Raw genomic sequence first — 13170 nt, forward strand, 5'->3', positions numbered from 1 at the left:
CTGATTGCTAAAATCAGAGGGTTGAACTGAAGGTCTGCTGACAATCGATCGATTGAAGCGGATCACTATTGAAACTGAGTGCCTTTGTGTCGATTGTATAGCGATGTGTCGCCTTCTGGCGGCGCAGGCTTCTGCTCGGCCTGAAGTCATGCGGTTCGAGAATTCGGCCTTCCCTGATTATAGTTTGTACACAAACGGTTTGATGTGCGTTCAGCACGTCTTCTGTTTTCGGCTCTGCCGATCCGTCGAGGTCGCTGACGCAGTCACGATCGTCCATAACCGTGTATGTTCCAGAGGGGTGCCACAATGACTGAACTCACCAGACGCAACACGATGAAGCTGATGTCCGCAGCGCTTGTCGCCGGCGTTAGTTTCTCCAGCCTGCCGCGCAGGGCTTTTTCGGCCGGCACCATCACAGTTCTGAATTGGCAGGGCTACGGCACGGACGAAGCTTGGTCCGTGAAGGCTTTCACCGAGAAGACCGGCATCACAGTCGTTCACGACTACTACAGCTCGGAATCGGAAATGCTGACCAAGATGCGCACCAATCCGGGCGCATATGATCTCGTCGTCCTCAACGCCGCGCGCTGCGCCCAGGCGGTCGCCGAAGACCTGCTGCAGCCGATCGATTTCAGCAAGGTTCCGAATGTCGCGACCGTTGACGAGAACCTCCGTTCCAACGCGAATTTCAACAAGGACGGCAAGGGTTATGCTGTTCCTTGGGTCTGGGGCATGACCTCGCTCGCCATTCGTGAAGGCATGCCGGTTCCAGACAGCTATGCCGCTCTGGCGGACCCTGCCTACAAGGGCCGCGTCGCGATGGACGACGATGCCATCATCAATGTTGGTGTCGGCGCGCTGATGAGCGGCCAGGATATCAACGACCCGAAGGACCTTGCCGCGGTCACGGCCGCGCTGAAGTCGATCAAGCCGAACGTCAAGCTTCTCTGGTCCACCGAGGATCAGTGGAACAAGTCGTTCGCGGCCAAGGAATTCGACCTCTCCCTGTTCTGGTCGGGTGGTTCGGTGCGCTCCAAGCGCAACTCGAAGCTTCCCGTTCAGTTCGTTGTCCCCAAGGAAGGCGGCATCGGCTGGGTGGATGGCCTCGGCATCCCGGCATCGGCTCCGAACGTCGAAGGCGCACTCGCTTTCGCGAACTGGATGATCGATCCCACCTTCTATGTCGAATGGGCAACCAAGGTCGGCGCACCGGCTTCGTCCAACTCGGCCGCTCTCGAGGCGCTGCCGGCGGATGACTTGAGCCGCCAGGTGCATAAGCCTGAATACCTGAAGACCATGGGCATCGTTTCGGGCATCCCGGATGATCGCCGGGAAGCCTTCAACAACGTATGGCAGGAAGTGAAAGCCTTCTATGCACAGTAATCAAGCGACATTGGCGTCAGAGCGCGGACCTTCGGGTCCGCGCAGTCGGGGCGCACTCCCGTCTTGGGTTTCGGCGACCGCCTTGCTTCTTCCGACCTATGGTTGGTTGACGCTAGCAGTCTTCCTGCCGCTGCTGACAATGCTGGTGTTCAGCTTCATGTCGGCGACACCGATGGGCAAGGCCCCGATCGTCTTTACGCTGAAGCAGTACCGCGCGTTTATCGATCAGCCTTATCTGGTCGGTATCGGCATCACATCGCTGTTGATCGGCTTCTGGACGACGCTGTTCTGCGCTGTTCTCGGGTTCCTGGCAGCCGTGGCGCTTGTTCGCTCGACGTTCGGCAAGACGCGCGAGATGTTGCTGATCCTTATTCTTCTGCCATTCTGGACCAATGGCCTGGTGCGCGTCTTTTCGTGGACGATGGTGCTCCGGGAAAACGGCTTCCTCGACAATCTGCTGCACATGATCGCACCCGATGTCGGTTCCATCGGCTTTCTCTACACACGATATGCCATCGTGGTTGGTCTCGTGCACGGCTACCTGCCGTACATGATCCTGACCTGCTACATCGCGCTGGTCGCGATCGACGACGCGATCATCGAGGCCGCCGCAAGCCTTGGCGCGCGCTGGTGGACCATCCTGTTCAAGATTCTGGTGCCGCTCGCCGCTCCCGGCCTGATTTCCGGCTCCGTTCTGATCTTCATCCCGGTCATTGGCTCGTTCATGGAGCCGCGCATCCTTGGTGGTCGTGTCGGGGTGACCATGGGCACGGTCATCGAGGACCAGTTCACGCAGGCCTTCAATTGGCCACTGGGCGCCTCGCTCTCCTTCACACTGCTTGCCGTCGTGCTCGCAATCTTCGCAACCTTCTCCGGCGTTCTGCGCCGTGGCGCGACAGCTTGAGGAGAAGATCATGAAACCGCTTGGACGTGTCTATCTCATCGCCATCCTGATCTTCCTCTACACGCCCATTCTCGTGATGATGGCGATGGGTTTCAACGCATCGCCGCTTTACGAACTGCCGTTCAGCTTCTCGCTGCAATGGTACCAGGCGCTGTGGAACAACTCCGTGCTCCTGACCGCGGGCCTGAACAGCATTATCATCGCCTCGATTACCGCCGTCCTGGCGACGGCGCTCGGCACCATGGCCTCGGTGGCGCTGTCGCGGCGGACGTTTCGCGGCAAGAGCTTCCTGCAGCTGATGCTGCTGCCGCCGATCGCCATTCCGTGGCTGATCACCGGCACCGCGATGCTGATCTTCTTCTACTGGAGCGGGATCGGGCGCGGCATGCACGCGCTGCTGATCGGCCACGTCGCGCTTGCGATCCCTTACGTGGTGCTGGTCGTCGGCACGGGTTTCCGGACGATCCGCGCGGACCTCGAAGAAGCCGCGATGAGCCTTGGCTCGACACCGGTTCATGCGTTCTTCTCGGTTACCCTGCCGCTGCTCTATCCGAGTATCCTTGGCGCCGCGCTGTTCGCGTTCGCCGTGTCGCTCGACCAGTTCGTTATCTCGTACTTCCTCGCCACGCCCGGCTACACCACGCTGCCGGTGCAGATCTACTCCTCGATCCGCAAGGGCTTCACCCCTGAAATCAACGCGATCTCGACCGTTCTCCTGCTCGGCTCGATGACGATCATCTTGATTTTTGCGCGCTTCGCCAAGCCCGGAGACACCCGTGACAAACGTTAAAGTCAATTCCGTCGCCAAGACCTACGGCACGACGCCGGTCCTGTCCGATATCAGCACCGAATTCCCCGAAGGCTCGTTCACCAGCCTTCTCGGCCCATCCGGCTCCGGCAAGACCACGCTGCTGCGCATCATCGCGGGCTTCATCAAACCGGATCAGGGCGTCGTGACGATCGGCAACAACGATGTTACCGACATCCCGGTATGGGGCCGCAACATCGGCATGATGTTCCAATCCTACGCGCTGTTCCCGCACATGACGATTGCCCAGAACGTGGCCTTCGGCCTTGAGCGCCGCGGCATCAAGGGTGCCGCCGCCCGCAAGGAGGTCGAACGCGCTCTTGAGATGGTGCGTCTGCCCGGCTTTGGCGATCGCACGCCCAAGCAGCTGTCCGGCGGCCAGCAGCAGCGCGTAGCGCTCGCCCGCGCCATCGTGATCAAGCCGAGCGTGCTTCTGCTTGACGAGCCGCTGTCTGCGCTCGACCGCCGCCTTCGCCAGGAGATGCAGGTCGAACTGCTGCGCATCCAGCGCGAGAGCGGCCTGACGACGATCTTCGTGACCCACGATCAGGAAGAAGCGCTGACGCTGTCCGACAAGGTGGCCATTCTCGACAAGGGCCGCATCGTCCAGATCGGCGATCCGGAAACCGTCTACGAACGGCCGCTGACGCGCTTCGCGGCGGAATTCCTCGGCGACTCGAACTTCCTGTCGGGTACCGTCGAGAACGGCGCCGTGCGCCTTGCCGATGGCACAGTGGTGAAGACGACCGGAACGCTGCCCTCCAGCGGCTCGAACGTGACGCTCGCGGTGCGCCCGGAAAAAATGTCGATCGTGTCCGGCCCGGCAGATGGCAACAGCCTGACGGCGCGGATCACGACGGTCATCTATGCAGGTCCCGTGCTTTCCTATCTGCTTGAGGGACCCGGTGGTTTGCCACTGAAGTTGTTCGCGCAGAACCGCGACGGCAAGGTCCTGAGCGATGGCGACACTGTTACGCTGAGCTGGGGTCCGGAACACACCGTTCCGGTGGCGGATTGATCATGGCGTCCGCGCCGCTTTCTCAGAACGCGCTGCACGTCGTCATCGACATGCAACGCCTGTTTGCCGAAGAGACGGCGTGGCATACGCCGGCGATAGCGGGCATTCTTCCAAACGTGGTCGCGCTCAGCCAAGCGCGACCGGCAAAGACCCTCTTTGCCCGCTTCGTCGTTCCGCGGAACGCGGCAGAGGCTAAGGGCCGTTGGAAGTATTACTACCGCCGTTGGTCGTCGGTGACGCTCGATGAACTTGATGTCGGCATGCTGGATCTCGTCGCACCGCTTGCGGCGATCGCCGGCCCCGGCTCCATCGTCGATAAGGAAACCTACTCGATCTTTGGATCGCCGGCTTTCGCCGAGCGCTTGCAGGGATCGGATATCGATACGCTGATTTTCTCCGGCGTCGAGACCGATGTTTGCGTCTACGCCAGCGTTCTTGATGCCGTGGATGCCGGCTATCGCGTCATTCTGGCTAAGGATGCGCTGGCAAGCGGCGACATGAAGGCCCACGCCATGGTCATCGATATCCTGGCGGCGAGGCTTACCGACCAGATTGAAATTTTGTCGACAGAAACCATCCTGAATTTGTGGTGAAGCCGAATTCGGCAGCGTGATTGCTGGTCATCACCATGGCGAGGCAGATTTGAGAGATCCCATGGACGTCCCGTTCAAAGACAAGGTTGCAAGGAAGAGAGCAACCGCGCGCGATGCCGACGGCCAGCAGGCCCAGTACGCGCTTGGCGAGCAGATCGGCTTCTATCTCCGGCAGGCGAACCAGCGTCACGTGGCGATCTTTGCGAGCCTGATGGCGGAAAAGCTGACCACCACCCAGTGGGCGGCACTGGTGAGGCTCAAGGATCTCCAGCCCTGTTCGCAGGGCAATCTCGGCCGCGAGACCGCCATGGACATGGCGACCATCAAGGGCGTCGTCGATCGCCTTGTGAAGCGCGGGCTGGTCCACACCGCACCCGACGCGACCGATGCGCGGCGGCTGGTGCTGACCCTGACGCCGGATGGCGAGGCGATGGTCGATCGCAACCTGGCGGTCGCGCTGCAGATTTCGCAGGAAACACTGAGCACCCTGACGCTTGCCGAGCGGATGATGCTGATGGAACTCCTTCAGAAAATCTGCTGATTACCATCTGAGCGGCAATATCGGAGAGCAAGCATGTTCAACCCCAGCGACGACGAGATCCGGTCGCTTGTCGACCAGATGACGGTTGCCGAGAAGGTCGATCTCTTAAGTGGACGCGGCTTGTGGAAGACGGCGGCGATCGAAAGACTGGGTATACCCTCGATCGTGATGACCGACGGCGCCTACGGCGTCCGCTACTCGACGACCCAGATCGATGCTGGCGACAACGACGAGGATAGTCTTCAAGCGTTTCTCGACGTCGTCGGCCAACAGGGCGATGGATCGGGCGGCATGTTCGGCACGACCCGCCCGGCAACCTGTTTCCCGAATGGCAACCTGCTTGGTTGTTCGTGGGATGTCGACCTGGCCTATCGCATGGGCGCCGCATTGGCGGCCGAGTGCCAGGATTTCGGTGTTCACCTGCTGCTTGGCCCCGGCATCAACATCCGCCGCACCCCGCTCGCGGGCCGGGCCTACGAGTATTACTCCGAAGATCCTGTCATCAGCGGCGATATCGCGGCGGCGGTCATTTCGGGGCTGCAGGACAATGGTGTCGGTTCCTCGCTGAAGCACTTTGCCTGCAACAATTCCGAGATCGAACGAACGACCACCAGCTCGGATGTCGATGAGCGGGCCTTGCGCGAAATCTACCTGGCAGGCTTTGAACGTGCGATCGAAAAGAGCACGCCGTGGACCGTGATGAGCGCCTACAATCCGCTGAACGGCGTCCAGGCCGCCGAACATCCCTGGCTGCTCACATCGGTGCTGCGCGAGGAGTGGGGCTATGACGGTCTGGTCATGTCCGATTGGCATGCGATCAAGGATCGTGGCGCCGCGCTCAGCGCCGGCACCGAACTCGACATGCCGGAAAGCCGGCCGCGCAAGACGCGCCTGCTTGCGGCAATCGAAGCCGGGGATATCAAGCCCGAGGTGATCGACGCGGCCTGCGCGAGGGTTCTGTCATTGGTCGCCCAATGCAAGACGCATGAGCGGCGCGGCGTCACGGCGGACCTCGAGGCTCACCATGCGCTGGCGCGCGACATCGCGGCGGAATCGATCGTATTGCTGCGCAATGAAGGCGCGGCGCTGCCTCTTGATCCCGCGCGCTTGGGCAACCTCCTGATCGTTGGCGATGGCGCACTCACTCCCGTCATCCAGGGATCGGGCTCTGCCACCACGAATCCTTATCGTGTCGATAGCCCATTCACCCAGATCTCCGCGCGGGCGGGGCAGGGCTTCAAGGTGCGGCACCTGCCTTTCTCATCATCCGCGCATGAGGACTTGTCGGCTTCGATCGGCGTGATCGTCGATGCAGCGTCGGACGCTGATGCTATTTTAGTGTTTGCTGAAAACGAGCCAAGCCTGAATGGCGAAGGCAACGATCGCCACTCACTGAAGCTTGCGCCTAGCCATGACGCTCTCATCGCGGCCCTTTCGGCGACAGGCTGCAAGCTCATCGTCGTGCTCTCGATGCCTGATACGGTCGAGATGCCCTGGATCAAGGATGTCGACGCCGTGCTGGCCGGCTTCTACGCCGGGCAGGGCGGTGGCGAAGGCCTCGCCCGCATCCTGTTCGGCGAGCAGAACCCTTGCGGCAAGCTCTCAGCCAGCATGCCGGTTCGCATGCAGGACATTCCGGGATGGCATACCTATCCGGGCGAACGTGGCCGTCATCTCTATAGCGAAGGTATTTTCGTCGGCTATCGGTTCTATGATCTGAAGGCGATTGCGCCGGCATTCCCCTTCGGACATGGGCTCAGCTACACCTCGTTCGTCTATGAGACGATCGAGATCGATCAGGACGAGATTGCCGCGGATACGGCCTGCACCGTGCGCGTCACCGTCCGCAACAGCGGCCCGGTCGCCGGCAAGGAAGTGGTCCAGCTTTATGTGCGTCCGCATGCGCCGGGCCTGAGACGGCCGGTCCGCGAACTCAAGGCCTTCAGCAAGCTGGATCTGCAGCCGGGCGAAGCGCAGACGGTGTGCTTCACGCTCGCGTCACGCGATTTCCGCTATTTCGATACCGCGCGCTCGGCCTGGGTTCTCGACGCCGAAGCCTTCGAGATCGAGGCAGCGGCCTCGTCGCGCGACATCCGTCTGTCCAAGATTGTGCCGTGCCGGCCACAAGCCGCCGCGCTGCCCGTCATCCTGCCCAATTCTCCCACGGCCATCGTCTTCTCTCATCCGAAGGCCGAGGCCGCCCTTGTCGATTTCATGGTTGCGGCGCTTTCGATCTCTGAGATCGAGGCGACAGCCCTTCTCGGCAAGACTAAGGGGTCTTTCCTCGGCTTTTACGACACGCTGAGCTGGTATGTCGGCGATAGCGTCAAGGAGAGTGATATCGCTCGGGTCTTCGCGCGCTTGAACGACGACGATGGCGACATTCCACCGGGCTGAGGCTTGGCTAAAGGCGCGCCGATGGATGCCGAACAGGTTCAACGTCCGGCAACTGCCGGCTTGTGGGGGGCATGGCGCGGCCATGCGAAAATTGGTAAGCAAGCCGGGCAACCGATAGGACGATGCCATGACCGCCAGCCCCACTTTCCGCCATCCCGTTCCAGCCGATGCAGTCCGCTGCTTCGAGATCGAAACGGCCGCCTATGAAGGTGACGAGGCGGCGACGTTGGAGAAGATCGCCACACGCATTGCGCAATATCCCGAGGGCTTTCTGATCCTGGAGGCGGAAGGCAGGATCGCGGGCTTTATCAACAGCGGCTGCGCATTCGACGTCGTCATGTCCGACGAGGCGTTCAAGGAACTGGTCGGTCACGATCCAGCGGCGCCGAACGTCGTCATCATGTCGGTGGTCGTTGATCCGGCTGAGCAGGGTAAGGGCTATTCTAAGCCGCTCATGCAACGGTTCATCCAGGAAATGCGGGAAGCGGGCAAGAAGAGCATTCATCTGATGTGCAAAGAGCAGCACGTGGCCCTCTATGGGAAGATGGGCTACCGATACACGCAGCCATCCGCCTCTGATCATGGCGGCGTGGCCTGGCACGAGATGGTCATGGACCTTTGACCGAGCGCCGAAAGGCGCTCATCTCAGTGCAGGCCGCCCACACCCAGTAGCCGCTCGACGGCGTCGTGGTCTTGAGCCAGCGCCTGCGGCGTGCCGCTCCATGCCAATCTGCCACGCTCAAGGATGATGACCTGATCGGCGAATTCCAGCGCGCTCTGGATGCGCTGCTCGACGAGGAGGATGGTCATGTCGCCGGTCTTCGCGAGTTCGGCGAAAGCAGTCATCAGTTCCTCGCAGATGACGGGCGCCAGGCCCTCCAGCGGCTCGTCCAGCAACAGCACCGAGGGGCGGCCGAGAATGGAGCGGGCGGTGGAGAGCATCTGCTGCTCGCCGCCGGAAAGCTGGTTGCCGAGATTGCGGCGGCGTTCCTTGAGGCGCGGAAACATCTGATAGGCTTCCTCGATCGCCGTCTTTGGGCGTCCTTTCAAGCCGACGAAGAGGTTCTCCTCGACCGTCAGCGTCGGGAAGATGCAGCGTGCCTGCGGCACATAGCCCAATCCCTGGTGCGCCCGCGCCGCACTCGGTATCGCCGTGACATCGGCGGAGCCCAGCTTGATGCGGCCGTCGTAGCGTTTTGTCTGTCCGGCAAGCGTTGCGAGCAGCGTGGTCTTGCCCATGCCATTGCGGCCGAGTACCGCAAGCCGCGCGCCGGCAGGAACCGAGAAGGAAACATGTTCGAGCACGCGCGTCGGGCCGTATCCGGCCGATAGGTTCTCGACCTCAAGCGACGTTGCTGGCATTGGCATAGCTCCCGAGATAGGCTTCGCGCACGCGCTCGTCCTTGGTGACATCGGCGGGCGAGCCGTCGAAAATGATGGCGCCGGCGGCGAGCACGATAACGCGCTTGGCGAAGCGGAAGACGAGATCCATGTCGTGCTCGATCATCAGCACGGCAAGATCGGCGGGCAGGTCTGCCAGCGCTTGTTCGATGCGCCCGGTATCGCTCTGCGGCACGCCGGCCGCCGGTTCGTCGAGCAGCAGCACCTTCGGTTTCAGCGCCATGGCGACGGCGATCTCCAGCAGGCGCTGCTGGCCGTAGGCGATCTCGTTGACCTTGCGGTGCATCAGGCGCTCGAGGCCCAGCGCGTGCAGCATGCTGGTCACCTCGTCCATGACACCCGGCATCGACAGGAAGTTGCCGAACATCCGGCCCGTCCGTCCGTCTCGCTGCAGGATGGCGAGCGCGACATGCTCGGCGGGCGTCATATCCTGGAAAAGCCTGGTGACCTGGAACGAGCGGACCAGCCCGCGCTTGACGCGACCGGCGGCGTCCACCCGGGTCACGGTCTCTCCGCCCAGCCGGACATCGCCGGAATCGGGCGCCAGATTGCCGGTGACCAGATTGACGAAGGTGGTCTTGCCCGCGCCGTTCGGCCCGATCAGCGCGACGCGGTCGCCGGGATGCATCGAGATCGACACGTCGTTGGTGACGGCCAGGCCGCCGAAGGATTTCTTCAGGTTGGCGACTTCGAAGACCGCGCTCATTCGGCGGCCTCCTTGCGGCTCGAAAGCAGGGCGGCGGCCGTGCCGTAAATGCCCTTCGGCGCGAAGAGGACGACGAGGATCAACAGCGCGCCGACCATGGTCAGCCAATGGAAAGGATTGGCGGCCGAGACGTAATCCTCGAAGAGCATGAAGATGACGGTTCCCGAGAGCGCGCCGAACAGCGAGCCGGTGCCGCCAAGCACGAGCATGACGAGGCTTTCAGCCGACAGCGTGAAGGATAGGCTGTCGAGGCCTACGACCTGCGTCGAGATCGCCGTCAGCGCCCCGCCAACCCCGGCGACGGCGCCCGATATGACGTATATCTTCATCAGCGCCGCCTTCGGCGATGCGCCCATCGCCTTGATGCGCAGCGGGTCTTCCTTGATGCCGCGGCAGAGCATGCCGAAGGGAGAACGCACAAGCAGGCGCAGCAAAACGAAGACGACGAGCAGCAGGACAACGCCGAAGACATAGGCGGTATGGCCATAGAGATCGAATTCGAAATAGCCGAGCAGGGGATCGGCGGAAATGCCGGAGAGGCCGTCGCTCCCGCCTGTCCAGGACGAGGCCTTGTTGGCCAATTCGTGGAAGAGGTTGATCAGCGCGATCGACAGCACCAGCTGTGGAAGCCCATGCGCGCGCAGAATGATCGCGCCGCAGATCAGCCCCGCAACCGCGCCGCCGACGATGCCTGCCAGCGTCATCAGCAGCGGATCAGTGATGCCATAGTGAGCGGACACGATCCCCGCGGCATAGGCGCCGCTGCCGAACAAGGCCGCATGGCCGAGCGTGGCGATACCGCAATAGCCGGTGACGAGGTCGAGCGACAGCACCAGCAGCGCAATGGCGATGATGCGCGTCAAGAGCGCCAGGTTGTCGGGAAACAACAGGTAGCCGATGGCGGCGAGCACAATGATTACCGCGATGCCCGCGAGATCGCGACCTGCGGAGCGGTGGCTTCGGACAGTGGCAGTCGTGTCGGTGTTGGTGTTCATGGCGAGCGTCATCCTATTTCGCCCTTCCGGCAAAGCCACGCGGGAAGATGCAGATGATGGCGATGACGGCGAGGTAGAAGAAGAATTCGCCGAATTCGGGCATCAGGTAGCGGCCGGTCGTGTCGATGCCGCCGAGCACCAAGCAGGCGATCAACGCGCCGGGGATCGAGCCAGCGCCGCCGACGGAGACGACGACCAGGAAGGTCACCATGTAGCGCAGCGCGTAGTATGGCTCGACGGGCAGCAGTTCGGCGCCGACGACGCCACCGAAAGCCGCAAGCCCGACGGCGACCGCGAAGCTCAGCGCATAGATGATCTCCGTGCGCACCCCAAGTGCTGCCGCCATGGCCGCATTGTCGACCGAGGCGCGCAGCTTCACGCCGAAGCTCGTCCGCTCGATCGTGAACCACAGAGCAACGGCGACGCCAAGGCCGCAGACGATCGCGAACAGGCGGTGAACGGGAATGGTGCGAAAGCCGAGGTTGGCTGAGCCCTGCAGGCTCTCAGCCAATGGTATGGTCTTCAGCGTCGGTCCCATCGCATAGTTGGCGATGCCGATGATGCAAAAGGTGATGCCGATCGTCATCAGCACCTGCGTCAACTCGGGGGCGCCGTAGATGCGGCGATAAAGGAAGCGCTCCATCGGAATGGCAATGATGATCGTGCCGACCACGGCTGCAATCACGCCGATGCCATAGCCGAGGCCAAGGTCGCGCACCGCATAGGAGGCGATATAGCCGCCGATCATCGCAAAGGCGCCGTGCGCCAGATTGACGACCCGCATCAGGCCCATGGTCACCGAAAGGCCGATCGAGATTACGAACAACACCATGCCATAGGCGAGCGCATCGACGGCTATGCTGAAGACAGTTTGCATGGGTTCGGTATGGTCCTTGTTATATACGAGGCAGACACTGCCGGGCTTTGCCCCGCGTGGCCCCTTATCCCTGGCGGCACCGCGAGGTTGCGCCGCTTGTCTTGACCCGTCCTTCGGCCCCCGAAGGACGGAAGGGATGTCAGGCACCGTGTTCACTTCCCCTCTCCCCAGCGGGGAGAGGGTAGGGTGAGGGGGCCTGCGGCACAACGTTCACGTCGTAACCGCTGGCATAACGTTTCCTGCGAAACCGCTCACTTCAAAGCAGCAAGACCCGGATCGCCCTGCTTCTCAAAGGTCTGGATTTCCTTGTTGATGAACTTGCCGTCGTCACTCTTGGCGACTTCGCGCAGATAGATGTTCTGCGTGATGTGGCGGCTCTCGGGATCGATGGAAACAGGACCGCGCGGGCTTGTCCAGGCGAGGCCCTTAACCGCGTCGACTGCCTTTTGCGCATCCTGCTTGCCGCCGGTCGCTTCGATCATCTTGTAGATGACGTGCATGCCGTCATAGGCGCCGACAGCCGGGAAGGTGAGCTCCGCGGGGTTGCCGATCGCCTTGCCGGCCGCTTCGACGAAGGCTTTGTTCTCAGGGGAATCGTGCGAGACGGCGTAGTGGAAGGTCGTGAGCATGCCGAGTGCTGCATCGCCGAGCGCTGGCAGGTCGGATTCCTGTGTCAGGTCGCCGGGGGCGAAGAGCTGGATGTTGGCGCCCTTCACGCCGTTCTCGTTATAGGCCTTGACGAAACCGAGCGTTGTCGGGCCCGACGGCAGGAAGGCGAAGACGCCTTGGGCGCCGGAATCCTTGATGCGCTGCATGACCGGGCTGAAATCATTGGTGGTAAGCGGCATGCGGATCGCCTCGACGACTTCGCCGCCCGCCTTCTCAAAGCCCGCCTTGAAGGCGTTTTCGGCGTCGACGCCCGGTCCGTAGTCGCTGACTACCGAGATGATCTTTTTGACGCCCTTGTCAAAGGCAACCTGCGCCATCGGTGTCGATGTCTGCCAAGTGGTAAAGGAGGTGCGCACGACCAGCGGGCTCTTTGTGACGATAGCAGAGGTCGCAGCGTTCATGACCACCAGCGGCGTATTGGCCTGCTTCAGGATCGGCGTCACGGCCATCGCGTCAGGGGTGAAATAGAAGCCGGCCAGATACTGGACCTTTTCCTTAACCACCAACTCCTGGGCGAGCGACTTGGATTGCGCGGGGTCGGCGGCCGGGAGGTCGCGATAGATGATCTCGACCGTGTTGTCGCCGACCTTGTTGCCATTGGTCGCCATATAGGCGTCGATCCCGGCCTTGAAGTTCTTGCCCTGAAGGGCGAACGGACCGGAGAACGGGCCAACCACGCCAACCTTGATCGTGTCGGCATAAGCGCCCGAACCCATGAGCAGGGCCGCGGCGGCGGCCAGAAGCAGCTTCCTCATTCTTTCTCTCTCCCTTTTTGGCGACTCCAACGCCAATTTAGCGCGCAGCTAAAGTTTTCAGGCCAGTTTGTCATGCGAAACGGTGATGTAAAATGAAATAAATGCCATAATTCATGATCTACA

13 protein-coding genes are annotated in these 13170 nt (G+C 61.8%); 8 read left to right on the top strand and 5 right to left on the bottom strand.

Features of this window, described 5'->3' with window-relative positions; translation table 11 throughout:
- Positions 1-306 precede the first annotated feature (306 nt).
- The 8 genes from ACCD05_RS11500 (at position 307) to ACCD05_RS11535 (ending at position 8266) form a co-directional block, all read left to right on the top strand.
- A complete protein-coding gene (locus ACCD05_RS11500) occupies positions 307-1383 on the top strand; it encodes an extracellular solute-binding protein (RefSeq protein ID WP_111562487.1) in 1077 nt (358 codons plus the stop codon).
- Complete coding sequence (locus tag ACCD05_RS11505) at positions 1373-2287, top strand: ABC transporter permease (RefSeq protein ID WP_112949300.1); 915 nt, start codon at positions 1373-1375, stop codon at positions 2285-2287. Before ACCD05_RS11500 ends, ACCD05_RS11505 begins: the two co-directional genes overlap by 11 nt.
- Before the next feature lie 10 nt (positions 2288-2297).
- Complete coding sequence (locus tag ACCD05_RS11510; RefSeq protein WP_047514160.1) at positions 2298-3077, top strand: ABC transporter permease; 780 nt, start codon at positions 2298-2300, stop codon at positions 3075-3077.
- Positions 3064-4113 (top strand): ABC transporter ATP-binding protein, encoded by a 1050-nt coding sequence (locus ACCD05_RS11515; RefSeq protein ID WP_047514163.1) that lies wholly within the window; start codon positions 3064-3066, stop codon positions 4111-4113. The genes ACCD05_RS11510 and ACCD05_RS11515 overlap by 14 nt, the downstream gene beginning before the upstream one ends.
- Before the next feature lie 2 nt (positions 4114-4115).
- Positions 4116-4706, top strand: coding sequence for an isochorismatase family cysteine hydrolase (locus tag ACCD05_RS11520; RefSeq protein ID WP_112949301.1), 591 nt, complete (start codon positions 4116-4118; stop codon positions 4704-4706).
- A gap of 61 nt (positions 4707-4767) precedes the next feature.
- Positions 4768-5247, top strand: a complete 480-nt coding sequence (locus ACCD05_RS11525) for a MarR family winged helix-turn-helix transcriptional regulator (protein ID WP_047514171.1) — start codon at positions 4768-4770, stop codon at positions 5245-5247.
- A gap of 33 nt (positions 5248-5280) precedes the next feature.
- The gene (locus ACCD05_RS11530; protein WP_413392678.1) at positions 5281-7644 is read left to right on the top strand and encodes a beta-glucosidase; all 2364 of its coding nucleotides are present in this window, start codon (positions 5281-5283) and stop codon (positions 7642-7644) included.
- A 127-nt stretch (positions 7645-7771) separates the two neighbouring features.
- Positions 7772-8266, top strand: a complete 495-nt coding sequence (locus tag ACCD05_RS11535; protein WP_413392680.1) for a GNAT family N-acetyltransferase — start codon at positions 7772-7774, stop codon at positions 8264-8266.
- 23 nt (positions 8267-8289) lie between these two features.
- Here ACCD05_RS11535 and ACCD05_RS11540 read toward each other — a convergent pair whose 3' ends face one another.
- From ACCD05_RS11540 to ACCD05_RS11560, 5 genes are all read right to left on the bottom strand, one after another.
- Positions 8290-9006: an ABC transporter ATP-binding protein gene (locus ACCD05_RS11540; protein WP_413392682.1), complete on the bottom strand. Its 717-nt coding sequence runs from the start codon at positions 9004-9006 to the stop codon at positions 8290-8292.
- Positions 8987-9751, bottom strand: a complete 765-nt coding sequence (locus ACCD05_RS11545; RefSeq protein WP_413392684.1) for an ABC transporter ATP-binding protein — start codon at positions 9749-9751, stop codon at positions 8987-8989. Before ACCD05_RS11545 ends, ACCD05_RS11540 begins: the two co-directional genes overlap by 20 nt.
- Positions 9748-10746, bottom strand: coding sequence for a branched-chain amino acid ABC transporter permease (locus ACCD05_RS11550; RefSeq protein WP_413392686.1), 999 nt, complete (start codon positions 10744-10746; stop codon positions 9748-9750). Before ACCD05_RS11550 ends, ACCD05_RS11545 begins: the two co-directional genes overlap by 4 nt.
- A gap of 13 nt (positions 10747-10759) precedes the next feature.
- A complete protein-coding gene (locus tag ACCD05_RS11555) occupies positions 10760-11623 on the bottom strand; it encodes a branched-chain amino acid ABC transporter permease (RefSeq protein ID WP_018897878.1) in 864 nt (287 codons plus the stop codon).
- A 251-nt stretch (positions 11624-11874) separates the two neighbouring features.
- Entirely contained in the window at positions 11875-13047 is a 1173-nt protein-coding gene (locus tag ACCD05_RS11560) for an ABC transporter substrate-binding protein (protein WP_413392689.1), read from the bottom strand.
- Positions 13048-13170: the final 123 nt, after the last annotated feature.

This window comes from Rhizobium sp. Rhizsp42 (genome assembly GCF_047304155.1).
Lineage (GTDB): Bacteria > Pseudomonadota > Alphaproteobacteria > Rhizobiales > Rhizobiaceae > Rhizobium.

What these genes read in the sequence shown, in the direction of transcription:
- ACCD05_RS11500 (WP_111562487.1), top strand. Translation starts at nt 307, where the DNA reads ATGACTGAACTCACCAGACGCAACACGATGAAGCTGATGTCCGCAGCG.
- ACCD05_RS11505 (WP_112949300.1), top strand. Translation starts at nt 1,373, where the DNA reads ATGCACAGTAATCAAGCGACATTGGCGTCAGAGCGCGGACCTTCGGGT.
- ACCD05_RS11510 (WP_047514160.1), top strand. Translation starts at nt 2,298, where the DNA reads ATGAAACCGCTTGGACGTGTCTATCTCATCGCCATCCTGATCTTCCTC.
- ACCD05_RS11520 (WP_112949301.1), top strand. Translation starts at nt 4,116, where the DNA reads ATGGCGTCCGCGCCGCTTTCTCAGAACGCGCTGCACGTCGTCATCGAC.
- ACCD05_RS11525 (WP_047514171.1), top strand. Translation starts at nt 4,768, where the DNA reads ATGGACGTCCCGTTCAAAGACAAGGTTGCAAGGAAGAGAGCAACCGCG.
- ACCD05_RS11530 (WP_413392678.1), top strand. Translation starts at nt 5,281, where the DNA reads ATGTTCAACCCCAGCGACGACGAGATCCGGTCGCTTGTCGACCAGATG.
- ACCD05_RS11535 (WP_413392680.1), top strand. Translation starts at nt 7,772, where the DNA reads ATGACCGCCAGCCCCACTTTCCGCCATCCCGTTCCAGCCGATGCAGTC.
- ACCD05_RS11540 (WP_413392682.1), bottom strand. Translation starts at nt 9,006, where the DNA reads ATGCCAGCAACGTCGCTTGAGGTCGAGAACCTATCGGCCGGATACGGC.
- ACCD05_RS11545 (WP_413392684.1), bottom strand. Translation starts at nt 9,751, where the DNA reads ATGAGCGCGGTCTTCGAAGTCGCCAACCTGAAGAAATCCTTCGGCGGC.
- ACCD05_RS11550 (WP_413392686.1), bottom strand. Translation starts at nt 10,746, where the DNA reads ATGAACACCAACACCGACACGACTGCCACTGTCCGAAGCCACCGCTCC.
- ACCD05_RS11555 (WP_018897878.1), bottom strand. Translation starts at nt 11,623, where the DNA reads ATGCAAACTGTCTTCAGCATAGCCGTCGATGCGCTCGCCTATGGCATG.
- ACCD05_RS11560 (WP_413392689.1), bottom strand. Translation starts at nt 13,047, where the DNA reads ATGAGGAAGCTGCTTCTGGCCGCCGCCGCGGCCCTGCTCATGGGTTCG.